This is a genomic window from Actinoplanes sp. NPDC051861, assembly GCF_040681145.1.
In the GTDB taxonomy this organism is placed as follows: domain Bacteria; phylum Actinomycetota; class Actinomycetes; order Mycobacteriales; family Micromonosporaceae; genus Actinoplanes.
Genome location: NZ_JBFAYE010000013.1, coordinates 262,460 through 284,247 on the forward strand (window position 1 = coordinate 262,460; position 21,788 = coordinate 284,247).

Sequence of the window (21,788 nt, forward strand, 5' to 3'; positions counted from 1 at the left end):
CGTCAATTCACATAGGTGACGGTCACGTTCGGGTCAGGGGCCGGATAGAAGCCACGGCCACTGGTCTGTGCCAGCAGCCACCGCGCCGACCAGCGGGCAATCGTCTCGACGCCCACCGCCTGGTCGAGGGTCTGCGCCGAGGCGTCCGGGAGCGCGCCGGCCGGGTTCTGGCCGTTGGTGACGCCGTAGTGGTTGGCGCCGGTCACCGAGATGAACGCCTTCGGCGTGCCGGCTGTCAGGTTGTAGGTGGTCTGCCCCTCGGCGGGGGTGGCGACGCCGTCGGCCGTGCCCTGGAGATAGCCGACCGGCACCGTGTTCAGCACCGGCAGCACCAGATCGGTGCCGTAGAGAACGTTGTTGCCGCCGTAGGTCACCACAGCCGAGAGCTCATCGGGAGCGACGTCGGCGATCGCGCAGAACGGGATGACGCAGAGTCCCGCGCTGAGGCTGAGCGCGGTGGCCGCCCCGAACGAGTGCCCGGCCACCACGAGGGTGTTCTCGTCGACGCGCCGGTACAGCGGTGACGCCGGGTCGTCGTCCTCGGCTGACGCCCAGTCCACCGTCCACGAGGCCTGCGCGCCCTCGGGGTAGAGGCCGGACACGCCGAACAGCGAGCGGGTGTGGTTGGGGACGGCCACGACGAAGCCGTAGGACGCGAGTCGGCGTGCGAAGGACGAGTAGTGCGCCTTGTCGACGTTGGCGCCCTGCAGCAGGAGCGCCACGGGCAGGCGGGTGCCGGACGCGGGGTAGTAGACGTCCGTGTCGTCGCCGTTGATCAAGGTCGAGTAGACAGCCGGGGCAGCGGCAGCGGCGGGGGAAGGAACGGCCAGGGCCCCGGCAACCAGGACCACGGCAGCCAGGTGTTTCCAAGAACGGAACAGCGTCACATTCATGGATACGAACTATGGCCATCGATGAAGCGGCCGTCGGGCCACGATCCAGGGATTGGTCGTCGCGGCCGGCACCGCGCCGGGCGAGGCTGGGTACGTGGTAACCCTGTCGTCGATACTCGCCGTCTCCGCCGTCGCCCTGGGTATGGTCCTCACCCCCGGGCCGAACATGATGTACCTGGTCTCCCGCAGCATCACCCAGGGCCGCCGCGCCGGCATCGTGTCGCTGGCCGGGGTCGCGCTCGGCTTCCTCGTCTACCTGACCGCCACCAACATCGGCCTCTCCGCGATCTTCGTGGCGGTACCCGAGCTGTACACGGCGATCAAACTGGCCGGCGCCGCCTACCTCGCCTGGCTCGCGTTCAAGACCCTGCGGCCGGGCGGCACCTCGGTCTTCGAACCCCAGCCCCTGGAACCGGACTCCAACAGCCGACTGTTCGCCATGGGCCTGCTCACCAACCTGCTCAACCCGAAGGCCGCGGTCATGTACCTCTCGCTGATCCCGCAGTTCGTCGAGCCCTCAGCCGGGCACGTGATGGCGCAGGGTTTCCTGCTCGGCGGCGTGCAGCTGATGGTCAGCATGGCGGTGAACCTGACGATCGTGGTCGCGGCCGGCACGATCGCGGTGTTCCTGGCCCGGCGGCCGGCGTGGCTGCGGGCCCAGCGCTACCTGATGGGCACGGTTCTCGGCGTCATCGCCGTGAAGTTGGCCACCGATCGCGCCCGCCCGATCGCCGCCTAGATCGCTGAGACCTGGATCACATCAGGCAACGGAACCGCTCTACCAGGACACCTTAGAGACAGAGGCGCCACAGCGGCTTTGTCCCCAGCATTCCGCCGGCGCCGATAAGGCCCCGCCTGTCGCTTCCCTCCGCCAAGGGAACCGGGCGGGGCCTTTCCTTATGGTCTGCGTTCCCCAAAGATTGACTTCTGTATTCCTCCGGTCCACCAGGCACTTTCATGATCCACAGCGCGCACCGGTTTCGGTGTCGCAGAAGGAGGAACCGAACGTGCGTACCCTGCCCCGCGCGGCTGCCGCCACCCTGGCCGCCGCGACCGTCATTGCTCTCACCAGTGCATGCTCCCCGCCCGAGAAGGAGTCCGAGGCGGCCTCCAGCAGTGCGGCCACCGCCACCAGCGCGGCCGACCTCGGCGGGCTGGACTCCCTGATCGAGGCGGCCAAGAAGGAGGGCCAGCTCAACGTCATCGCCCTCCCGCCCAACTGGGCGAACTACGGCGAGATCATCAAGGCCTTCGGCGACAAATACAGCATCAAGGTCAACTCGGCGCAGCCGGACGGCTCCAGCCAGGACGAGATCAACGCGGCGAACCAGCTCAAGGGCCAGGACAGCGCGCCCGACGTGTTCGACCTCGGTGGCTCGGTGGCGAGCGCGAACACCGCGATGTTCGCGCCGTACAAGACGGCCAAGTTCGAGGAGATCCCGGCGAACCTCAAGGACGCGAACGGCGCCTGGGTCAACGACTACGGCGGCTACATGTCGATCGGCTACGACAGCGCCAAGGTCCCCGCACCGACCAGTGTGGACGACCTGCTGAAGCCGGAGTACAAGGGCAAGGTCGCGCTCAACGGCGACCCGACCCAGGCCGGCGCGGCGTTCGGCGGCGTGCAGATGGTCGCGGTCGCCAAGGGCGGCTCGGCCGAGGACATCAAGGCCGGCGTGGACTTCTTCGGCCAGCTGAAGAAGGCCGGCAACTTCCTGCCGGTCGACCCCAACCCGGCGAGCATCGAGTCCGGCCAGACCCCGGTCGTCTTCGACTGGGACTACCTGAACACCGCGGCCGTCACCAAGGTCACCACCTGGAAGACGTTCGTGCCGGAGAACGCCGTGCTCGGCTCGTACTATGTCCAGGCGATCAACAAGGACGCCCCGCACCCGGCCGCCGCGCGGCTGTGGCAGGAGTTCCTCTACTCCGACGAGGGCCAGAACCTGTGGCTCAAGGGTGGCGCCCGCCCGGTGCGCGCCGAGGCCATGCAGAAGGCCGGCACCATCGACGCGACCGCGTTCGCCGCACTCCCCCAGGTCGCCGGCACCCCGGTGATCCCGACCGAGGCGCAGAGCGCCAAGGCGAAGGAGTACCTCGCCGCGAACTGGGCCAAGGCCATTGGCTGAGGCCGCTCTCGCTCCGCAGCGCGTGACCACCCGGTCACGCCTGCGGGGCACCGCTCTGCTGGGTACGGTGCCGTTCTTCGCGTACGTCACGATCTTCCTGGTCATCCCGACGCTGGTCGTGGTGATCGGTGCGTTCGCCTCGGACTCCAACACCTTCACCCTGGACAACGTGCGGTCGCTCGGCGACGAGTACGTGGTCGCGGCCTTCGGCCGCAGCATCGCCCTGTCGGCCTCCAGCGCGGTGATCGGCGCGGTACTGGGCGCGCTTCTGGCGTACGCCCTGGTCACCGCACGCCCCAGCGGCCTGCTCCGCCGCACGGTCACCGCGGCCTGCGGGGTGCTCGCGCAATTCGGCGGCGTCACGCTGGCATTCGCTTTCCTGGCGACGATCGGGCTCAGCGGCTTTCTCACCGTCTGGCTCCAGGACAACGGCTTTGATCTGTACGCGAACGGAGTCTGGCTGTTCGAGCTGCCCGGCCTGACCCTGGTGTACACGTACTTCCAGATTCCCCTGATGGTCATCGTCTTCCTACCGGCCCTCGACGGCATCCGTCCACAGTGGCGTGAGGCGACCGAGAGCCTCGGCGGAACCACCTGGCAGTACTGGACCCGGGTGGCCGGTCCACTGCTCGCCCCCGCGTTCCTCGGCTCGACGCTGCTGCTGTTCGCGAACGCCTTCTCCGCGTACGCCACCGCGGCCGCGCTGGTCAGCCAGGGCAGCCCGATCGTGCCGTTGCAGATCCGCGGCGCCCTGACCAGCGAGGTGGTCCTGGGACAGGCGAACCTCGGCAAGGCCATGGCACTCGGCATGGTGGTCGTCGTGGCGGTCGTGATGACGCTCTACTCCCTGCTGCAGAGAAGGACCGCACGATGGCTGGGGTAGCCGTACGCCGAGCCCGCCGCCAACGGGCGTTCCGCTGGACCGTCCTGCTCCTGCTCGGCGCGTTCTTCCTGTTCCCGCTGTTCGCCATGATCGAGTTCAGCACCCGGGACGTGGAGACGTGGCCGCTGCTGGTCGACTGGCCGCGGCTCACCGAGACGTACCCGGATCTGGCCGCCGGTATCGTCGCCTCGCTCGGCCAGGCCGCGCTCACCTCGCTGCTCATGCTGGTGCTGCTCGTGCCGACCGCCATCTGGGTACGCCTGCGCCTGCCGAAACTGCGGCCGCTGGTCGAGTTCCTCTGCCTGCTCCCGCTGACCATCCCGGCGATCGTGCTGGTGGTCGGACTCGCGCCGGTCTACGCATGGGTCAACTACTTCCTGGGCGGGTCGTCGCTGACGCTCGTCTTCGCGTACACAATCCTGGTTTTGCCCTATGCCTACCGTGCGATCGACGCCGGGCTGTCCGCCATCGACGTGAAAACCCTCGCCGAAGCCGCTCGCAGCCTCGGTGCCGGCTGGACCACCGTGATCTGGCGGGTCGTGCTGCCGAACATCCGCTCGGCGGTGCTCTCCGCCGCGTTCCTCACCGTGGCGCTGGTGCTCGGCGAGTTCACCATCGCCTCGCTGCTGCACCGCACCAACCTGCAGGTCGCCATCGACTACCTGGGCAAGAGCAGCGCCACCATGAGCGTCGCCGTGTCCCTGGCCGCCCTCCTGCTGGCGTTCCTGCTGCTCCTGCTGCTCTCCCTGTTCGGCTCGCGTAAGGAGAAAACTCGATGAGCGGTGTCGCCGTGCACCTCGACGGGCTGCGCCGCACGTTCGGCGCCACGCACGCCCTCGACGACCTCGACCTGTCCATCGAGCCGGGCGAACTGATCGCCCTGCTCGGGCCGTCCGGCTGCGGCAAGACCACCGCGCTGCGGATCCTCGCCGGGCTCGACGAGGCGAACGCCGGCCGGGTCCTGGTGGGTGGCAAGGACGTGACCCGCCTGCCCGCGAACCGGCGGAACATGGGGATGGTGTTTCAGGCGTACAGTCTCTTCCCCCATCTCGACGCCCAGCGCAACGTGGAATTCGGCCTCCGCCTGCGCGGCCGCAAGGGTGCGGCGGAGCGGGCCCGCGAGATGCTCGACCTGGTCGGCCTGGCCGGGTTCGCCAACCGGTTCCCGCAGCAGCTCTCCGGCGGGCAGCAGCAGCGCGTCGCGCTGGCCCGCGCCCTCGCGATCGAGCCGGAGGTGCTGCTGCTGGACGAGCCGCTCTCGGCGCTGGACGCGAAGGTCCGGGTGCAGCTGCGTGACGAGATCCGCCGGATCCAGACCGAGGTCGGCACCACCACGCTGTTCGTCACCCACGACCAGGAGGAGGCGCTCGCGGTGGCCGACCGGGTCGGCGTGATGCGGTCCGGGAAGCTGGAGCAGCTCGCCGCGCCGTCGGAGATCTACCTGCGCCCGGCGACCGCGTTCGTGGCCGATTTCGTCGGTCTCAGCAATCGGCTTCCGGGCACTGTGGACGGCGACGTCGTGGAGGTGCTCGGCCACCGCCTTCCGCTGGTCACTCCGCATGATGGAGGATCAACCACAGCTTTGGTACGACCGGAGTCCGTGCAGGTGACACCGGATGAGAACGCGGAGGCCCGGGTCCTGACGAGCAGTTTCCTGGGACCGACCAGCCGGGTGACGGTGACCGTGGGCGATCAGCTCGTTGTGGCCCAGGTGCCGAGCGGGGATCTGCCGGGATTGACCCCGGGTACGCCGGTTCGGATCACTTTGCGGCCGGTCGCGGTGGCGCTGGAATAAGCCCACCGTTTTACACACCTCGATCGGGAGGCTAGAGTCGGAGCCCCTGGGAGCGCTCCCAGCGCGGAATCCCCCAACGCCGCGTCCCGTCCCCCGAGGTGAGAACTTGCAGCGCAGATCGAAAACCATCCTAACCACGGTGCTCGCGGTCGCGGTCGCCTCCACCGCCGCCTTCTTCGCGCTGCCGGCCAGCGCGGAGACGGCGGCGTTCACCGTGCAGAACTCGTGGAACAACGGCTACCAGGCCCAGGTGACCGTCAACAACGAGTCCTCGTCGGCTCTGAACACGTGGAAGGTCGAACTGGTCATGCCGGCCGGCACCACGGTCGGCCAGGCGTGGAACGCGACGATGAGCGCATCGGGCAGCACGTACACGTTCACGCCGGCCGGCTGGAACGCCACCATCCCCGGCGGCTCGGCGACCAGCTTCGGCTTCATCGCGAACGGCTCCGGCCGCCCGACGTCCTGCCTCGTCAACGGCAAGGCGTGCAGCGGGACCACGACACCCCCCTCGCCGTCGTCGCCCGCGCCGTCGTCGCCCTCGCCGTCGGCCTCGGTCTCCACTCCCCCACCGCCGACCGGCACCACGCCGGTGGCGATCAACGGGCAGCTCCGGGTGTGCGGGACGAACCTGTGCAACCAGTACGGCAAGCCGATCCAGCTGCGCGGCATGAGCACCCACGGCCTGCAGTGGTTCCCGAGCTGCTACACCGACGCGTCGGTGCGGGCACTCGCCACCGACTGGAACGCCGACCTGTTCCGGATCTCGATGTACGTGCAGGAACAGGGCTACGAGACCAACCCGAGCGGCTTCACGGCGCAGGTCAACAGCCTGGTCGACAAGGCCGAGGCCAACGGGATGTACGCGCTGATCGACTTCCACACGCTGACCCCGGGCGACCCGAACTACAACCTGGACCGGGCGAAGACGTTCTTCGGCCAGGTCTCGGCGCGCAACGCCGCCAAGAAGAACGTGATCTACGAGATCACCAACGAGCCGAACGGCGTGAGCTGGGCGGGCATCAAGAGTTACGCCGAGCAGGTCATCCCGGTGATCCGGGCGAACGACCCGGACGCCGTCGTGATCGTCGGCACCCGCGGCTGGTCGTCGCTGGGCGTCTCCGAGGGCTCGAACTCCTCCGAGATCGTCAGCAACCCGGTGAACGCGTCCAACATCATGTACACGTTCCACTTCTACGCGGCGTCGCACAAGGACAACTACCGCGCCGAAGTGGAGCGGGCCGCGGCCTCGCTGCCGCTGTTCGTCACCGAGTTCGGCACTGTCACCTACACCGGTGACGGCGCGGTCGACACGGCCAGCAGCACCGCCTGGCTCGACCTGCTGGACCGGCTGAAGATCAGTTACGCCAACTGGACGTTCTCGGACGCGGGTGAGGGCAGCGCCGCACTGCGGGGCGGCACCTGCAACAGCGGGACGTTCACCGGCACCAGCGTTCTCACGGACTCGGGGGCGTTCATGCGGGCGCGTATCCGTACCGCGGACAACTTCCCCACCTCCTGATCCGCCACGGTCAACCGGTTCCGCCCCGCCAACGGCGGAGCCGGTGGGGCGGCCCGGGCCTCCCACGACCGGGCCGCCTCCCACGGCGCCGGGGTTCGCTTCCGAGGGCGAGCCCCGGCGCTCCCGCACATAAAAAGACTCCACTTATATAAGTGGTTCCTGATAAGGTGAGCCCGTGCATGCGTTCGACGTCCTCGGCGATCCGGTCCGGCGCCGGATCCTGGAGCTGCTCGCCGACGGTGAGCAGTCCTCCGGCGCGGTGACCACCACGATCCGCGCGGAGTTCGGCATCACCCAGCCGGCCGTCTCCCAGCACCTCAAGGTGCTCCGGGACAACGGCTTCGCCACCGTCCGGCCGGACGGCGCCCGCCGGCTCTACGCGGTCGACGACACCGCGCTGCGGCAGGTCGACGAGTGGCTGGCACCGTTTCGGCGGTTCTGGGCACCTCGCCTGGCCGCCATGGCGACGGAGGTGGCCCGGGGCAAGCGCATGCGGCGACTCGAAGGCAACCATCAGGAGCGAGGATTCATCGATGATTGACGTGAAAGAGCAGATCAACAGCGTGCGGCGGGACCTGGGCACGCGGACGCTCGAGGCCGGCGAGGCGCGGGTGATGACGATCAGCCAGGCGTATGCGACCCACCTCGAGGATCTGTGGGAGGTCGTGACCGACCCTCAGCGGATCGAGCGATGGTTCCTGCCCGTCTCCGGCGAGCTTCGCGAGGGCGGGAAGTACCAGCTGGAGGGCAACGCCGGCGGGACGATCACCAGCTGCTCCCGCCCACGGTCGTACTCGGCGACCTGGGAGTTCGGCGGGCAGGTCAGCTGGATCACGGTGACGCTCACCGAGGAGGGCGACCGGACCCGTTTCGAGCTGGAGCACGTGGCGCACGTCGACGACCACTGGAATCAGTACGGCCCGGGCGCGGTCGGCGTCGGCTGGGACTCCGGGCTGATGGGCCTGGCCCTGCATCTGTCGAACCCGGAGGCGCCTCGCGACCAGGACGCCATCATGGCCTGGAGCGCCTCCGAGGACGGCAAGCTGTTCATGAAACTCAGCAGCGACAGCTGGGCGGAGGCGGACATCGCCACGGGCGCGGACCCGGAGGACGCCCGGACCCGCGCCGAGAACACCTACAAGGCGTACATCGGCGAGGCCTGACCCCCGTCAGCCGGCGGCCGGCTCGGTCAGGCGGGCCGCCAGCGCCGGTCCACGGTGGCGCCGGAGGCGGCCGCGGACGTCCTCGGCGCGTTCGCGGGCCGGGCCCAGCCGATCACGAACGGTCAGCCACGTGCGCGTGGCCCGCACCCGCGGGCCACGCCTCGGCCCGGTGGACAGCTCGTAACCGAAGTGGCTCAGGCGGTCGCCGAAGACCGCCTCGCAGCGGCGGATCTCCTGGTCGGTCAGGCGGTACCGCCAGCTGCTCACGCGGGCCGTGGTCACCTCGGCCCGGGTGAGCGAGTGCCAGGTCTTGTACTCCGGCACGGCCACCGGGGCCACCTCGGACGGGCGCGCCATCGCCGGGTCGTACTCCTCGCCCAGGAAGTCGCAGATCGAGCGCAGGTGCGGCTCCGGGTCGGCGACCAGGTCCTCGTAGCGCACCTGGTGGAAGACGTCGGCGGGATACTCGCGGGCGGCGCGGAGCGAGGCGTCGGCGGAGCGGGCCCAGAAGTCGATCATCTCGTTCAGGTCGGCCGGCGCCCACGGCGTCTCGCGCAACGACGCGACGCAGTCCCGCCCGTCGCGCATGATGTTGATGATCTGCGCGTCCGGGAAGAGCCGGAGGATGACGCGCAGGTTGCGCAGGTAGGCCGGCCGTTTGTCGCCCCAGCGCGGTTTGCCGAAGCGGTCCGCGTACATTTTGAAGATCGTCCCCAGCACCGAACCGAGCGTGGGCGGTGCCTCGCCGATCGCGTCCACCACCGCCTCGATGTCGAGGCCGAGGTCGTCGAAGTGCGGCGTGCTCGCGATCCACAGGGCGAGGTTGCGGCGCTGTCCGGAGTCGTTGAGGTCGCCGAACTCGTGCCGCCGCAGGTACGCGGGCAACAGGAAGCGGCTCTCCGGCGGAATGGCGATCCGCGGATGGGCGTGCAGCATCAGCTGGAGCATCGTCGTGCCGGAGCGGGGACAACCGACGACGAAGATCGGGCGTTCACTGGACATGCCCAGGGACGGTAAGACATGTTTTGTCCGTTTTGCAAACCTTCACGCGGTGGTGTTGGTTTCGATCATCTTCTTGAGCGCGTCGACCTGTCCGGAGTCGGCCCGGCGGATCGCGGTGCGCAACAGCCCGGCGAACGGGCGCCAGATGCCCTCGACGCGGCAGTCCGCGGTCAGGGTCACCCTGGTCCCGCCGCCGTCGGGCGCGCAGGTGTAGGTGTACGCGGGCGGACACGCCGCCCTGCGCCGAGTGCACGACGACCGTGCGGCCCGGCTCGACGGTCTCGAACCAGCCCGTGCGGTCCCTGCCCCGGCTGTGGAAGATCAGCTCCTGCCCGCTCACCCGGATGCTCTGCACCCCGGGCATCCAGGCAGCGGCGGCGGGCCAGTCGGTCAGCCGCGCCCACACCTCGGCGGCCGGGCGTTCGATGACGGCGGAAGCGGTGAAAGCAGTGGTCACGCCGAACAGCGTCCCGGGCCGGGCCGATCCGCGTCTTGGACGGATTTCACATCGACGCTTGTCTCCGTCACCGGCACGAACCCCGGTGCGGCCTGCTCAGGGGTGTAGGCGGCCCGCTGCGCCGCCACGTAGGCGGACGGTGTCACACCCGTGTGCCGCCGGAAGTCCCGGATGAAATGACTCTGGTCGAACCAGCCGTGAGCGGCGGCGAGACCGGGCCAGTCCACCGGTGCGTAGACGTCGATCTCCGCGAGCAACGCCCGCAGCCGGAGAATCCGGGCCACGATCCGGGGGCTGAGTCCCACGGTCTCGGTGAACTCCCGGTCGAGGTGCCCGTGCGAGACGCCCAGCGCGGCAGCGACCCCGGCGATCGGCCGCAGCGGATCCGCTTCGAGCATGTGCACGGCCGCCTCGCAGCGCACCAGGGCGTGGCTGGGCGCGCCCGGCGACAGCGCCTCCGCGACGAGGTCCAGCGTGCCGCCCTCGAGCAGCCCGCGCCGCAGAGCCGCCGCGGCCGGCCAGACGCCGGCGAGGTCGACGACCCTTCCGCGTACGGATGCCGGCCGCACTCCGAACAGCGCCCGGCATCCGACCGCGGTGGTGACCATCCCGAAGCACCAGGTCTCCCCGAGCGGCTCGTTGACCACCGGCCGGTCGTGCGGCCCGAGCAGGAAACCCTCCCCCGCCACGAACGGCGGCCCGTCCCCCGCCACCAGCCGGATCGGATCCCCGAGAACGACGACGGCGACTGTGGAGCCGGTGGGCGCGATCCGCTCCCGCCGGTAGTCGATCCGGCCGCGCGCCGACCAGATCGACTCGACGAAACGAGCGAGTGCGGCCGGGCGCCGCTCCTCGTAGGCGAACTCCACGCCTGACCCTATCGGGGAGCCGCTCCCGGCATGACCTTCAGGCGGCGCAAGCGGTATAAGGAGTGTCATGAACGGAGCCGAACTGCTGGGTCACTGTCTCGCCAAGCCGGGTGCCTGGCAGGACGAGCCGTGGGAGGGTGACGTCGTCGCCAAGGTGGGCAGCAAGATCTTCGCCTTCGTCGGTACCGGGGAGGCGGTCGGCGTCAAGTGCGGCCGCAACCGCGACGAGGCCGACGAGTGGCTGCGGAGATATCCGGAGGATGCGCGGGCCAGCGCCTACATCGGCCGCTACGGCTGGAACAGCCTGACCGTCGGCGGCGCCATCCCGGACGACGAGATCCTCGAGGCGGTGGACGCGTCCTACGAGGCGGTGGTGGCGGCGCTGCCGAAACGCGAGCGGCCCTGATCCCGCGAAGCCGGGACGGCGGGCACGCGGCCCGCTGGAGCGCTTGGTTACCGGCGAGGAACCAAACATTCTGAGTGCGCCCAGCCGGACATGCTTGGATGGCGCACTATGTCCATCCCTTTGCAGCGCCGCGCCGGTCATCCCGGGTCGCGCATCCTGAGCGTCGCCACGTACCGCCCACGGACCGAGGTGGGCAACGAGTCGATCGCCGCCTTGATCGACTCGAGCGACGATTGGATCCGCCGCCGCTGCGGCATCGAGTCGCGCCGGCGCGCCGCACCCGACGAGGACCTGGTCACGATGGCCGCGGCGGCCGCCTCCAAGGCGCTGGCCGGTGCCGGCGTGGATCCGCACGAGGTCTCGGCCGTCCTGGTGGCGACGATGTCCCATCGCGGCCGCGCGACCACCGCGGCGCCCCTGGTGGCCGACGCGCTGGGCGCCACCACCGCCGCCGCGATGGATCTGGGAGCGGCATGCGCCGGATTTCCGTACGCACTCGCGACCGCCGACGCGCTCGTCCGCAGCGGCTCGGCGGATCACGTGGTCCTGGTCGGTGTCGAGCGCATGACCGACATCATCGACGAGCGCGACCGGGGCACGGCATTCCTCTTCGGTGACGGCGCGGGCGCGGTAGTCGTCGGCCCGTCGGAGACGTGCGGCATCGGCCCGGTGGTGTGGGGCGCCGACGGTTCGAAGAGCGAGGTGCTGCGGTACGACGAGGCGGGCATTCTTCGTATGGCCGGCCCTGAGGTCTTCCGGTGGGCAACCTCGCTCATTCCCGACCTGGCCAGGCGCGCGCTGGACGCGGCGGGCATCTCCGCGGGCGACCTCGCGGCCTTCATCCCCCACCAGGCCAACCTGCGCATCACCTCGGTCGCCGCCAAAGCCCTGGAGCTCGGCCCGCACGTCCGGGTGGCCACCGACGTCATCACCAACGGCAACACCGGGGCGGCCTCCATCCCCCAGGCAATGGCAGCCCTGCCCGGCACGACGGGTCCCGCGTTGCTTGTCGGCTTCGGCGCAGGCCTCTCGTACGCGGCCCAGGTCGTCATGCTGCCCTGACCTGCCATGGTTTTGGGTGACCGGTTTTGGCCTGGGTATCGTGGCGGATGTGTATCGGACAGCCGCCGTGGACGGGTTCCGGCTCGCCTACGATCGGACCGGAGTTGGTCCCGCCGCGGTGTTGTTGCACGGGTGGCCGAGCGACCGGACCGAGTACCGCGATGTTGTCCCGCTCCTGCCGGCGGTGGACGTCGTGGTACCCGACCTACGGGGCTTCGGCGCGTCCGACAAGCACCCGGTGGACCCGGCCGGCGGGTACAGCGCCGAGGCGCAGGCACGCAGCGTCATCGCGCTGATCGAAGAACTCGGCCTCGACCGGCCGGTCCTCGCCGGCCACGACATCGGCAGCAGAGTCGCACAGGCCGTTGCCCGGCAACGCCCGGACCTGGTCCGCGCACTGGTGCTCACGCCACCGCTGCCGGGCATCGGCGAGCGGATCCTGACACCGGCGGCGCAGCGGGAGTTCTGGTACCTGCCCTTCCACCAGCTCCCGGTCGCCGACGAACTCATCGACGGCCGGCCGGACGCCGTACGCCACTACCTGCGCCATTTCTGGGCGCACTGGTCCGGCCCGGGGTTCACCCTCACCGATGACCACCTCGACCACCTCGTCTCGGTGTACGCCGAGCCGGGCGCGTTCGCCGCGTCCATCGGCTGGTACCGCGTCGGTGCCGGCGGGCTCGCCCGGGTAGTGGCCGAGCGAGCACCGCGGCCGGCAGAACGGATCGCAGCGCCGACCACGGTGCTGTGGCCCGACCACGACCCGTTGTTCCCGGCCGCCTGGTCCGACCGGCTCGACCAGTTCTTTGCCCACGTCCGGCTGCAGCACATCGACAGCGGACACTTCCTACCGCTGGAACGCCCTCGGGACTTCGCCGCATCCGTGACTGCCGCAACGTCTGCTTGAGTGCCCGGTCGCCGGTGTCCGACCGCTAAGAACGGATCCCCTGTACCGGGCGACCGTCCTCCAGATAGCGCACCCGTTTTGCCTTCCAGGCCGCGCGCACCCGACGCCGGACTGGCCCGCTGAGCAAAGGCAGCGCCTCGTCGATCGGCAGGATCCGGCTCTCGGCGATCTCGATCGGCTGGACGACCACCGTGTCCAGGACGGCGTCGTCGAAGACGCCGCAGTCGAAAAGGAAGCGCATGCCACCCGGACGGTCAGGCCGTGGGCGGAGGAAGTCCACGCACTTGAGCCGCCCCGTGGTGACGTCGAGGCCGCACTCCTCCCTGGTCTCGCGCCGGCACGCGTCCCAGGGTGACTCGCCGATCTCGACGATCCCACCCGGGATCGTCCAGCCGCCCTTGTACGTCGGCTTCAGGATGAGCAATCGGCCCTTGCGGCCCCGCACCAGAGCTCCGGCCGACGCCGGGATCCTCGGCAGCTCGAACGTCAGCACATTCAGCCCAGGATCGCTCGGATGACCGCGGAGTCCCCGTCCAGTTTCAGCAGGTGTACGACGTACCCTCCCGGTTCCGGCTCGCCTCCGGGTTGGTCGCATCCGACTCGCCCGCCGCCGTCGGCGTGTATTGCGACGGAGCACCCGGGCCCTGCCATGAATCCGCCACCGCCGCCCCTGCCGTTGGCGTCGGTCAGTCGCACCTTGACGCCGCCGTTCTCCACGTCGGCCGACACCGTCCACTCGGCGAGTGGAAATTCGACCGAACCGGAGAACGAGACTTTGCAGTCGCCGTCGGCGCACTCGGGGTGCTTGGTGCCGGTCCCTTTCGGCGCCTCCGTCTTCGGTGGCGCTTTGGGTTTCGGTGACGCCTTCGCCTTCCGTGACGCGGAAGGTTCGGCGTCACGGGGACCTGCGGGGGAGGCAGCGCGGGAGGCGATCGCGGTAGCGGCGGTGTCAGGGGCCGACTCCGCCTTGGCGTCGCAGCCGGCTACGGCTGCGAACAGCAGTAGCGCCCCGATCGCTGTGCGTTTTGCGGAGGAACGTCGGCAATGCATGCGCGGGAGTCTAGCGGCCGGACTTCTGCCCTGAATCCTGGTGAACCATCGCGCCGAGTTGTGTGCTCGCGCATCTGCGGCTATCCCGGACTACCTGGCTCTGGTCCAAGCCGCTGAAGTTTTCGCCGGGCATGAACGTCAGTCCCGGTGGGAGTCCTTGCTGAAACACTCGGCGTACGCGCCGGCCAAAGGCAATCGCGGTGGACCAGTCTTCGGCAGCCTCCGCCGCTTCCTGGTCGAACGGAACGTTCACGGCCCCGAGTATGGCCCGGCCGGCCGAGCCCCACGCAACCGCCGGCCATGAACCGATCAGCTTCGACGTCGATTGGTTGCGATATGGTCGCCCGGGCGCTTCAAGAAGGGTATGAACGTGGTGACGGCGACGGTGGAAGAGTTCGATCGCAGGATCGATCCGTACCGCTCGGAATTGCTGGCCCACTGCTATCGGATGCTCGGCTCGGTCCACGACGCGGAGGACCTGGTCCAGGAAACCTATTTGAGAGCGTGGCGCGCGAAGGACCGGTATGACGAGAGACGCGGTTCCCTGCGGACCTGGCTGTATCGCATCGCGACCAACGCCTGTCTCACCGCGCTTGAGAGCCGCAGCCGCCGTCCGCTGCCCTCCGGTCTGGTCGCCGAGAGCGACCCGCGTGGACCGTTGGTTCACGGCGGGGAGATCACCTGGCTTCAACCCCTTCCAGACTCTCTGTTGAGCCTGGGCGAGCCGGAGACTGCCACGATCGACCGCGGGAGTCTCCGGCTCGCCTTCGTCGCCGCCATGCAGCATCTCTCCGCGCGGCAGCGCGCGGTGCTGATCCTGCGTGAGGTGCTCGACTTCTCCGCGGCCGAGGCGGCAGACATCCTGAGCACCACGACCGCCTCGGTCAACAGTTCCCTGCAACGGGCCAGGGCCACGCTGAAGGAGACGGGGATCATGGAGGAGCAGGTCGCCGAACCGTCCGCAGCCGAGCAGCGCGCCTGGGTGGACAAGTACATGAAGGCCTTCGAGAAGGCTGACGTCGAAGGGCTTAAACGGCTGCTCACCGACGACGTGCGCATGGAGATGCCCCCGATGGTCAACTGGTTCGTCGGGCGCGCAAACTACGGGGTGTTCATGGACTGGGTCTTCGCCAAGAACGGCGACCAGTGGCGCTTCCTGCCGGTCGGCGCCAATTCGCAGCCGGCGTTCGCGGCCTACAACCGCGGCCCGAACGGCGCGTTCGAGCTGCACACACTGCAGGTTTTCACGGTTACCAGGAACGGCATCAGCCGCAACTCGGTCTTCCGGGACGCCGAGGTGTTCGCCTCCTTCAAGCTCCCCGCCGAACTCGAAGGCTGACCGGGCGCTCCGCCCGTCCTCCTCACCGGCGGTTGCGGCCCACAACTGTCCGGCGGGCTACCGGTCAGCACCCTCGCTCTCTGCAGCACGCCCAAAACTCCTTCACCCGGACGCGATGAGTTCCGACCCGACCGTTGGTATGTATTCGCGAGTTCGCCGGAGTACCTGGCGGGCCGAGCCTGAGGGAGAATCTGATGTCAGATCGTCATGCGGAAGACGAGGCCGCCATCCAAGCCGTGCTGGACAACTCCTACAAGGCGTGGGAGGCAGGCGACGCCGACGGCATGGTCGCCGACTACACCGCGGATGCGACCGCCATCATGACCGGCTCGCTGCGCGACAGCCGCGACGTGATCCGCGAGAGCATGGCCTTGGCCTTCACGGGGCCGCTCAAGGGCAGCTCGACCCACAACAAGCAGCTCAGCCTGCGCTTCGTCGGCAGAGACGCCGCGATCGTAGTCAGTGAATCAGGCATCTTGTTCGCCGGCGAGACCGAAATTCCGGATACGCGCAAGGTAAACGCGACCTGGGTTTTCGAGAAGCGGAACGGCCAGTGGCTGATCGCTGCCTATCACAACAGCCCGGCGCTGACGCCTGAACAGTAAGCATTTCCTGCAACCGGCAGTGCAATATGTGGCGACACAGCGGTCTGACTCCGCTGACCTCGATATTTGAGCTCCGTTGCCGAGTCGCGTGAAACCCCTGTTCAAAGTAGGTCTTGACTAGAGATCAACTTTGAACCGGGTCTCACGTGCACTGTTCTGCCGCCGCTCTGCCGCCGCGAGCGTGATGGGGCGGAGGAACCGGTGGCCGTCGGAAGACGATGCGGCGCCGAGCAACGGTCATCGCCGGGAGAGACCCGCACGAAGGTGCACCGCTGCCCGGCACCTGAACAGGGCCGGCGCCTCGTAACAAGGTCGGTCCAGCCTGTCAGGGCCAGCGCCGGCCGGTCGAAGCGAGCAGCATGACTACCTCAACAGCACTCCAGCCCAACCCGACCACTTCCGACCCACGTCTCTATGGCTGCCGCAAATGGTGTTCGCCGGTCATGACTTCGCTGCTCCTAGGCGCCGGGACCGCTCCGGCTGGACGGCCGTGGCAGCGGTGCTTGCCGCAGGCCTGCGCTACGAGGGGTTCGAGACCTGCGGCTGCAGACGCGAGCCGAAAATTCCGGCCGCGCACGAGCGCGCAGTTGCGCCGGTGTCGTCGGCTGGCGGTCCGTCGTGGCGTCCCGATTGCCGACATTCTCGCAGCTCGCGATCCCTACGGCACTGCCTGAAGGCCATTCCCCCAGCGTGCCCGGACCCCGTTTCGTCTGGTCTATAGCGCCATCGACGGTACGCGACGGCCGAATCGACGGTGAGTGCACCACTTTGCCGAGTAAAGTGAGTGTTTCTATCGCATCTATATCTTATGACATGGTTCCTCAAGGCTAACGGTGGACATCGCGAAGAGTGGACCGCAAAGCATTATGTAATTAAGTTTGTCAGAAGACCGAGCAAGGCGCCGATAAGCACAAAAATGATCTGGTCCCGGCGGCCTTTCTTGTCCATCTGGTCGAGTTTGGCAGCGAGGCTACCCAGAGTCGTGTATGGGATCTCCGTTGTCGTCTGGGTCCGGTAGATCGTGCCACTAGCGCCGGGTTGTCGTTGCTGGAGGTTGTCGAGTTCGTTACGCAACGATTCACTCGATTGTTTCCAATCTTGGCGTAGGGCACCTGCAAGAACCCCCAGCACGGCGATGCAGAAAATGACAATGAGGGAGTCGACCCAGTTCGGAAAATCACGCTGTACGGCGACGATCAGGAGAACAATAGGTATTGAAAAGATAGCGAAACCCACTATTTGGTTCAATCTACGTCGATCTGGACTCGCTGCCATGCCACAAAGAGTATCGGCAGATTCCACGCCAGCGAATAAGGCGGGGCGAGGACTTATTCAATTGCTGAACTGACCCAGGATCAGGCAGGCTCTTCTGCCGCGGAGGGGCCTCGTGGTCGGTGGGTTACGTCAACATTCAGCGGATCCAAATCCGTCGAGGTAACCCACCCTCGGATCGCCCGAAGCAACGCGAACCGGATAGTTCCAGCGCCGGAGGGCCTGCGCCATCTTCGCAGCACCCGCGGGATTGGCTGAGTGGATGACGACGACACCGACATCGAAAGGCCGGCCCTCGAAGGCAGCCCGTTCGAGGACTTCTACGACCGGCCAAATGGTGTCAGTGTCGCCCAGGTCATGGTCGAGCCAGAGTTCATCGAGCCGGTGGCTGCGGTGGCGGTCGAGTAGCTTGATGCCAGCCGAGCTGGTGCGAGCCACTTCAGCCAGCTGGCCGTCGACGAAGGAACGAAGATCGTCGACGAGGACGATCGTCGGCTTGCGGTCGGTCATCGCGCAATGATGGCTGGTCTTTGCCAGCGCCTCGATCCAACATCCGGATCTGCCGCAAGTCGGTTGCTGATCGGTGGAATCCCTGCCCTCACGAACTGCGAGGCGTGCGCCACGCCGAAGACCGAGGGTTCCCTCAGGCCGGACGCCAGCCGGATATCCGCCAAGGCTCACCTACGGTGTAGGGCTGCGGTTGGCCTGAGATGACGAGATTGTGTCCGGAGTCTGTTGCCAGCCGCAGGCAACCGTCGTGCTCGACTCGCGCACTTTCGACGGTCCGCCCGTTCAAGACGACGGCTGCGGTCAGCCAGGCTCTGTCGTCGTCGGCGCCACCGGTCGTCCGTGTGATCAACTCGATCGCCCACTCGGCATCGATGTAGAGGCGAGTCTCCCGAGCCTGCGCAGGTCGACTGTCGCAAATGCCGAGGAACGGCCATGCCTGACGAATGCCGATCTCTACTACGAAACAGCCTGCGAGTTGTTCCAAATCCACGGACGAATGATCCCTGACCGCGACGAGCGTGTGCACTCTCATAGCCGCCGCGAGCGTGATGGTCGTGCGAGAGGACGAGTGGGCCGAGCAGCGGTGATCGCTTGGGGAGAACCTCACGAAGGTGCACCACCGCTCGACAGCCGGATCGTAGGCGCCGGTCTTGTGGAGCCGGAGGTGGACTACCCGGCCACCTGATCAGGGCTTGGCGGGCCGGGCCGGTCGTAGCGTGGGGTATGACGATCTCGACAGCACTCGAGCCCAACCCCACCATCTCTGACCCACGGCTTCTGCCAGCTGCGGTGGCCGCGTACCTCGGCCGCTACCGTGGCCAGTCCCGTATGCACACCGACTCCGACCTGAAGGTCTTTCTGCGCTGGTCGGCCGACCAGCCCTTGGACTCCTTCGCTGCGACGCGGGTGGATGTCGAGCGCTACGTGCGCCGGTTGCAGGATGTCCGCTGTTACCAGCCGTCGACGGTGTCGCGGCGGCTGTCGGTGGTGATTGGCTTTTACCGGGTCTGCGTCATCGACCAGATCCTGGCGCACTCGCCCGCCGACTACGTCCGTCGGCCACCGGTCCCGCCCGAGTCACCCACCCTTGGCCTGAGCCACCTGCAGTTCGAGGCGATGATCACCGCAGCCCGGCTGTCGGCCAACAGCAACGACTTCGCTCTGGTCGCGATGCTCGGCCTACTCGGGCTACGGATCTTCGGAGCCTGCGGCACCAACATCGCCGACCTCGGCGAGGAACACGGCCACCGCGTACTCAGGGTCCGCGGCAAATGCGGCAAGGCCGTCCTGGTGCCGCGACCACCCGCGGTAGCCCGAGCGATCGACCGCGCCGTCAACGAGCGTGACGACGGCCCCATCCTGCGCAACGCCCACAGCGCCCGAATGGACCGGCACGCGGCGACCCGCCGCCTCAAGCACCTGGCCGAGACCGCCGAGCTACGGATCCCGAAGATGCACCCGCACATGCAGCGGCACACCTTCGTCACCACCATGCTCGACGCCGGCGTCAGCCTCCGCGACGCCCAGATCGCCGCCCGCCACGCCGACCCCCGCACCACCATCCGCTACGACCGCGCCCGCAAGAACCTCGACCGACACCCCAACTACATCCTCGCCGCCTTCATGGCCTCCGGAACGTAGCCGCGGACGAGGCGCCATCGTGCTGAGCGGATGTTTCGCAGGTTCGTGGGTGTCATGATCAGGAACGATGAATATCAGTGATGGCTCCGAGTCTGCGGCGGTGCCCCTAGGCCATTCGACGGCTCCGTCAGGGACCGTTGTGTTGGCGTGCGCCGGGTTCCTTGATCAATGGAGTGACCTTGGAGACTCGTTGTCGGTTCGTGCTGCGCGGATGGCGGAGACCGGCGGCGGTCACCTGAAAGACTGGCTCGCAGAGGCGATCGCCGTGCCGGCCGGGAGCGGAACGTTGACGGCGACTGCGCGCACCCGCACGGGCATATACGAGACAACCGACACCATCGCAACGATCGATATCAACTTGAACGTGCCATGGTCGGCGGTGCCAGCCGGAACGGAACCGGTGGTCCTGGGCGATCTGCCCGTCGACCCCTGCGGAATGGTCATCGGGGACGCTGCTGCGCTCGACTCATGGGTAGGCTTCCTGCCTGTGGCCCGCAGCGTCGACCGCCTGGCTGACCTGCGCGTGTGGGGCAAGGGCGACGAGGAGGCCTGGTCGCACTTCGGCGCGCAACCGATCCCGGCCCTCCGTAACAGCCGCCTGCACGGCTGGCTGGATCTACCCGTCGACGTGGCATATGAGCGGGCGGCGACGATCAACGAGTGGGCGGTCGCACACGGGCACTTCGCACACATGGCGTCGGTAGATCTGCACAGCCATCACCATCTCGGGGTGCGAGCCGGCTGGCAGCATCCCCTCGGCGCCGGAGTGATCGAGGTAGCCAGCAGTTCCATCATCTATGTCGCCTGGGAACCGAGCGAACTCCAGCGATTCAAAGGGGGTCGGGCGTTCGGGCAGGTCTACCCAGTCACCCTGGAGCACGTCGACGGCGAGACCGTGCTGCGATGGAGCATTACCGCCGCCGCTGACGACCTCAAACATATGGGAAGCGAATCAACCAGCCGAAGCCGCCACACGCTCCGCCAGGGGTAAGACCCCGACTGGCGCTCAGAGCTCCGTCAGACGGCGGTGATCGACCTGGATGCCGTCCTGCTTTGCCGATGTGAGTGCGTCATACGCGGCTACGTCGCCTTCTGCCAGAATTGTGCGACGAGGAACGCTTCAGGACCCTCACTGTCCGGATCAATCCAGTCAGGATTCTCACGCCATGCGAATCGGGCAGAATAGCGACCAGGCGCGCCGACATTGAAGACGTCACTCAAGCTTCCGCCACTGAGCATTTCCACGCACAACCACCCAGATGGAAACTCCAGGTCGACCACTTCACTGACGGACCAATCGAGATGGTCAAGCGGTGATGGCTCCACATCCCACAATTCGAGGGTGAATAGCGACGGGCCAACGTCTTCGCCCAAGGCGAGAAGAACGGAGGCGGTTCCAGCGCGCAGCCATGAGCCTTTGCTTTGGTTCGGCGTTGGGAGCCCTTCATATAAGTCGCGGTCGAACACGCCGATCTGACGGTAGGCGACTATGACATCAATTATTGCTCGGTTCAACATACGAGCCACGGGTTCTCCTGCGTTGCCGACACAGATTCCGATCTACGCCGACGGCCTTCACGACGCCCGGCGAGTGCCACTATTCCAGGCGAGTCCGTGTACAGGCGCGTGTTCGGCTCATCTCGGGAGAGATCCCGAACAGGCTGCCCTCACATGCCGCGATGCGCGCGCTACTCGGCTTGGCGTTGGCATCTCGACTGCTAGGTCCGTGACGGTTGGATCGGATGAGGCTCAGGTGCCGTTTGGCGATGCGAAGGGCGCACTTGTGGCGGGAGTCGGCTGACAGCAGTTTCGGTCCCACTCCTCTTCATCCTTCAAAGCCAGCCACGATGGGAGCATGAATACGAGGTAGGCGAGGACTGCCGCACCGATCAAGCCGAGCACGCCAAATACGATGCAACTGCGGCCACTGCTACTGGGGGCGCCATGCCCGATGCCTGGCTGCGGCGGGTTCGGCATAGATTCGAGGGTAGTAACGAGGAGCGTCCGCCTTCCCGCCTTTGCCGATCGAAGTCCTGCTACCCGACGACATTCTCGTACCGCGTAGAGGATCACTATCGCGCGCGGTTCCACAGCGGTGATGCCGCGAGAGCGTCGAGAACGGTGCGTTCGAGGGCCGCTGCTGCCGGGCGGTCCGCGGTGACTGCCCAACTGATGTGCAAGTCGGCCCGCTTCAGCGCATCTTGACCACACATCGGCTCACCGACCGCAACGGCCGATGCGTGTCATCTCTCATGTCGCAATCCGCACGTGGCGGGCAGAGAC

Annotated in this window: 25 protein-coding genes and 1 pseudogene; 15 read left to right on the top strand and 11 right to left on the bottom strand. The window is 67.6% G+C overall.

Annotation, left to right across the window (positions count from 1 at the left end):
• Positions 1-2: 2 nt before the first annotated feature.
• Positions 3-893, bottom strand: a complete 891-nt coding sequence (locus tag AB0M02_RS29850) for a hypothetical protein (protein WP_364232699.1) — start codon at positions 891-893, stop codon at positions 3-5.
• A 94-nt stretch (positions 894-987) separates the two neighbouring features.
• On the opposite strand from AB0M02_RS29850, the gene AB0M02_RS29855 reads away from it, so the two are divergent.
• The 8 genes from AB0M02_RS29855 to AB0M02_RS29890 all read left to right on the top strand — a co-directional run bounded on the left by AB0M02_RS29855 (position 988) and on the right by AB0M02_RS29890 (position 8,385).
• Positions 988-1,632: a LysE family translocator gene (locus AB0M02_RS29855; protein ID WP_364232761.1), complete on the top strand. Its 645-nt coding sequence runs from the start codon at positions 988-990 to the stop codon at positions 1,630-1,632.
• A gap of 268 nt (positions 1,633-1,900) precedes the next feature.
• The gene (locus AB0M02_RS29860; protein WP_364232700.1) at positions 1,901-3,022 is read left to right on the top strand and encodes an ABC transporter substrate-binding protein; all 1,122 of its coding nucleotides are present in this window, start codon (positions 1,901-1,903) and stop codon (positions 3,020-3,022) included.
• A 22-nt stretch (positions 3,023-3,044) separates the two neighbouring features.
• Positions 3,045-3,905: an ABC transporter permease subunit gene (locus AB0M02_RS29865; RefSeq protein ID WP_364232702.1), complete on the top strand. Its 861-nt coding sequence runs from the start codon at positions 3,045-3,047 to the stop codon at positions 3,903-3,905.
• Positions 3,893-4,684, top strand: coding sequence for an ABC transporter permease subunit (locus AB0M02_RS29870; protein ID WP_364232705.1), 792 nt, complete (start codon positions 3,893-3,895; stop codon positions 4,682-4,684). The genes AB0M02_RS29865 and AB0M02_RS29870 overlap by 13 nt, the downstream gene beginning before the upstream one ends.
• Entirely contained in the window at positions 4,681-5,700 is a 1,020-nt protein-coding gene (locus AB0M02_RS29875; RefSeq protein WP_364232707.1) for an ABC transporter ATP-binding protein, read from the top strand. The genes AB0M02_RS29870 and AB0M02_RS29875 overlap by 4 nt, the downstream gene beginning before the upstream one ends.
• Positions 5,701-5,839: 139 nt before the next feature.
• Positions 5,840-7,222 (top strand): cellulase family glycosylhydrolase, encoded by a 1,383-nt coding sequence (locus AB0M02_RS29880; RefSeq protein ID WP_364232709.1) that lies wholly within the window; start codon positions 5,840-5,842, stop codon positions 7,220-7,222.
• A 175-nt stretch (positions 7,223-7,397) separates the two neighbouring features.
• Positions 7,398-7,763, top strand: coding sequence for a metalloregulator ArsR/SmtB family transcription factor (locus AB0M02_RS29885; protein ID WP_364232711.1), 366 nt, complete (start codon positions 7,398-7,400; stop codon positions 7,761-7,763).
• Positions 7,756-8,385, top strand: coding sequence for an SRPBCC family protein (locus tag AB0M02_RS29890; RefSeq protein WP_364232713.1), 630 nt, complete (start codon positions 7,756-7,758; stop codon positions 8,383-8,385). Before AB0M02_RS29885 ends, AB0M02_RS29890 begins: the two co-directional genes overlap by 8 nt.
• Positions 8,386-8,391: 6 nt before the next feature.
• Here the strand turns inward: AB0M02_RS29890 and AB0M02_RS29895 are convergent, their stop codons facing one another.
• The 4 genes and pseudogenes from AB0M02_RS29895 to AB0M02_RS29910 form a co-directional block, all read right to left on the bottom strand.
• Positions 8,392-9,387 (bottom strand): sulfotransferase, encoded by a 996-nt coding sequence (locus tag AB0M02_RS29895; protein ID WP_364232715.1) that lies wholly within the window; start codon positions 9,385-9,387, stop codon positions 8,392-8,394.
• 42 nt (positions 9,388-9,429) lie between these two features.
• Positions 9,430-9,567, bottom strand: a complete 138-nt coding sequence (locus tag AB0M02_RS29900) for a hypothetical protein (RefSeq protein WP_364232764.1) — start codon at positions 9,565-9,567, stop codon at positions 9,430-9,432.
• A gap of 139 nt (positions 9,568-9,706) precedes the next feature.
• A pseudogene (locus tag AB0M02_RS29905) lies at positions 9,707-9,844 on the bottom strand (SRPBCC family protein); the annotation flags it as partial.
• Positions 9,841-10,713 carry an AraC family transcriptional regulator gene (locus AB0M02_RS29910; protein ID WP_364232718.1) on the bottom strand — a complete coding sequence of 291 codons (873 nt, stop codon included), beginning with the start codon at positions 10,711-10,713 and terminating at the stop codon, positions 9,841-9,843. The gene AB0M02_RS29910 and the pseudogene AB0M02_RS29905, both read right to left, overlap by 4 nt.
• A 67-nt stretch (positions 10,714-10,780) precedes the next feature.
• Between AB0M02_RS29910 and AB0M02_RS29915 the strand changes: the two genes are divergently transcribed.
• The 3 genes from AB0M02_RS29915 to AB0M02_RS29925 all read left to right on the top strand — a co-directional run bounded on the left by AB0M02_RS29915 (position 10,781) and on the right by AB0M02_RS29925 (position 13,088).
• Entirely contained in the window at positions 10,781-11,119 is a 339-nt protein-coding gene (locus AB0M02_RS29915; protein ID WP_364232720.1) for an MmcQ/YjbR family DNA-binding protein, read from the top strand.
• Positions 11,120-11,227: 108 nt separating this feature from the next.
• Positions 11,228-12,181 carry a beta-ketoacyl-ACP synthase 3 gene (locus AB0M02_RS29920; RefSeq protein WP_364232722.1) on the top strand — a complete coding sequence of 318 codons (954 nt, stop codon included), beginning with the start codon at positions 11,228-11,230 and terminating at the stop codon, positions 12,179-12,181.
• 49 nt (positions 12,182-12,230) lie between these two features.
• Positions 12,231-13,088 carry an alpha/beta hydrolase gene (locus AB0M02_RS29925; RefSeq protein WP_364232725.1) on the top strand — a complete coding sequence of 286 codons (858 nt, stop codon included), beginning with the start codon at positions 12,231-12,233 and terminating at the stop codon, positions 13,086-13,088.
• Positions 13,089-13,113: 25 nt separating this feature from the next.
• Here AB0M02_RS29925 and AB0M02_RS29930 read toward each other — a convergent pair whose 3' ends face one another.
• Positions 13,114-13,581 (bottom strand): NUDIX hydrolase, encoded by a 468-nt coding sequence (locus AB0M02_RS29930; protein ID WP_364232727.1) that lies wholly within the window; start codon positions 13,579-13,581, stop codon positions 13,114-13,116.
• Positions 13,582-14,148: 567 nt separating this feature from the next.
• Positions 14,149-14,391: a hypothetical protein gene (locus tag AB0M02_RS29935; RefSeq protein WP_364232730.1), complete on the bottom strand. Its 243-nt coding sequence runs from the start codon at positions 14,389-14,391 to the stop codon at positions 14,149-14,151.
• 111 nt (positions 14,392-14,502) lie between these two features.
• Here AB0M02_RS29935 and AB0M02_RS29940 point away from each other — a divergent pair, with 111 nt between their 5' ends.
• Positions 14,503-15,477 (top strand): sigma-70 family RNA polymerase sigma factor, encoded by a 975-nt coding sequence (locus tag AB0M02_RS29940; RefSeq protein WP_364232732.1) that lies wholly within the window; start codon positions 14,503-14,505, stop codon positions 15,475-15,477.
• A gap of 194 nt (positions 15,478-15,671) precedes the next feature.
• Positions 15,672-16,082, top strand: a complete 411-nt coding sequence (locus AB0M02_RS29945) for an SgcJ/EcaC family oxidoreductase (RefSeq protein WP_364232734.1) — start codon at positions 15,672-15,674, stop codon at positions 16,080-16,082.
• Between the two features lie 864 nt (positions 16,083-16,946).
• Here the strand turns inward: AB0M02_RS29945 and AB0M02_RS29950 are convergent.
• The 3 genes from AB0M02_RS29950 to AB0M02_RS29960 all read right to left on the bottom strand — a co-directional run bounded on the left by AB0M02_RS29950 (position 16,947) and on the right by AB0M02_RS29960 (position 18,354).
• A complete protein-coding gene (locus AB0M02_RS29950; RefSeq protein ID WP_364232735.1) occupies positions 16,947-17,318 on the bottom strand; it encodes a hypothetical protein in 372 nt (123 codons plus the stop codon).
• Between the two features lie 168 nt (positions 17,319-17,486).
• Entirely contained in the window at positions 17,487-17,864 is a 378-nt protein-coding gene (locus AB0M02_RS29955) for a cyclic-phosphate processing receiver domain-containing protein (RefSeq protein WP_364232736.1), read from the bottom strand.
• A gap of 133 nt (positions 17,865-17,997) precedes the next feature.
• Entirely contained in the window at positions 17,998-18,354 is a 357-nt protein-coding gene (locus AB0M02_RS29960; RefSeq protein ID WP_364232738.1) for a hypothetical protein, read from the bottom strand.
• Between the two features lie 233 nt (positions 18,355-18,587).
• On the opposite strand from AB0M02_RS29960, the gene AB0M02_RS29965 reads away from it, so the two are divergent.
• Together AB0M02_RS29965 and AB0M02_RS29970 are read left to right on the top strand one after the other, a co-directional pair.
• Positions 18,588-19,505: a tyrosine-type recombinase/integrase gene (locus AB0M02_RS29965; RefSeq protein ID WP_364232740.1), complete on the top strand. Its 918-nt coding sequence runs from the start codon at positions 18,588-18,590 to the stop codon at positions 19,503-19,505.
• Positions 19,506-19,716: 211 nt separating this feature from the next.
• Positions 19,717-20,496, top strand: coding sequence for a hypothetical protein (locus AB0M02_RS29970; protein ID WP_364232742.1), 780 nt, complete (start codon positions 19,717-19,719; stop codon positions 20,494-20,496).
• An 89-nt stretch (positions 20,497-20,585) separates the two neighbouring features.
• On the opposite strand, the gene AB0M02_RS29975 is transcribed toward AB0M02_RS29970, so the two are convergent.
• Positions 20,586-21,032 carry a hypothetical protein gene (locus tag AB0M02_RS29975; RefSeq protein WP_364232744.1) on the bottom strand — a complete coding sequence of 149 codons (447 nt, stop codon included), beginning with the start codon at positions 21,030-21,032 and terminating at the stop codon, positions 20,586-20,588.
• Between the last annotated feature and the right edge of the window lie 756 nt (positions 21,033-21,788).

Excerpts from the sequence above, each read along its gene's own strand:
- AB0M02_RS29890 (WP_364232713.1), top strand. The coding sequence starts at position 7,756 with ATGATTGACGTGAAAGAGCAGATCAACAGCGTGCGGCGGGACCTGGGC.
- AB0M02_RS29970 (WP_364232742.1), top strand. The coding sequence starts at position 19,717 with ATGGCGGAGACCGGCGGCGGTCACCTGAAAGACTGGCTCGCAGAGGCG.
- AB0M02_RS29895 (WP_364232715.1), bottom strand. The coding sequence starts at position 9,387 with ATGTCCAGTGAACGCCCGATCTTCGTCGTCGGTTGTCCCCGCTCCGGC.
- AB0M02_RS29870 (WP_364232705.1), top strand. The coding sequence starts at position 3,893 with ATGGCTGGGGTAGCCGTACGCCGAGCCCGCCGCCAACGGGCGTTCCGC.
- AB0M02_RS29850 (WP_364232699.1), bottom strand. The coding sequence starts at position 893 with ATGAATGTGACGCTGTTCCGTTCTTGGAAACACCTGGCTGCCGTGGTC.
- AB0M02_RS29955 (WP_364232736.1), bottom strand. The coding sequence starts at position 17,864 with ATGACCGACCGCAAGCCGACGATCGTCCTCGTCGACGATCTTCGTTCC.
- AB0M02_RS29875 (WP_364232707.1), top strand. The coding sequence starts at position 4,681 with ATGAGCGGTGTCGCCGTGCACCTCGACGGGCTGCGCCGCACGTTCGGC.
- AB0M02_RS29965 (WP_364232740.1), top strand. The coding sequence starts at position 18,588 with ATGACGATCTCGACAGCACTCGAGCCCAACCCCACCATCTCTGACCCA.
- AB0M02_RS29940 (WP_364232732.1), top strand. The coding sequence starts at position 14,503 with ATGAACGTGGTGACGGCGACGGTGGAAGAGTTCGATCGCAGGATCGAT.
- AB0M02_RS29920 (WP_364232722.1), top strand. The coding sequence starts at position 11,228 with ATGTCCATCCCTTTGCAGCGCCGCGCCGGTCATCCCGGGTCGCGCATC.
- AB0M02_RS29945 (WP_364232734.1), top strand. The coding sequence starts at position 15,672 with ATGTCAGATCGTCATGCGGAAGACGAGGCCGCCATCCAAGCCGTGCTG.
- AB0M02_RS29915 (WP_364232720.1), top strand. The coding sequence starts at position 10,781 with ATGAACGGAGCCGAACTGCTGGGTCACTGTCTCGCCAAGCCGGGTGCC.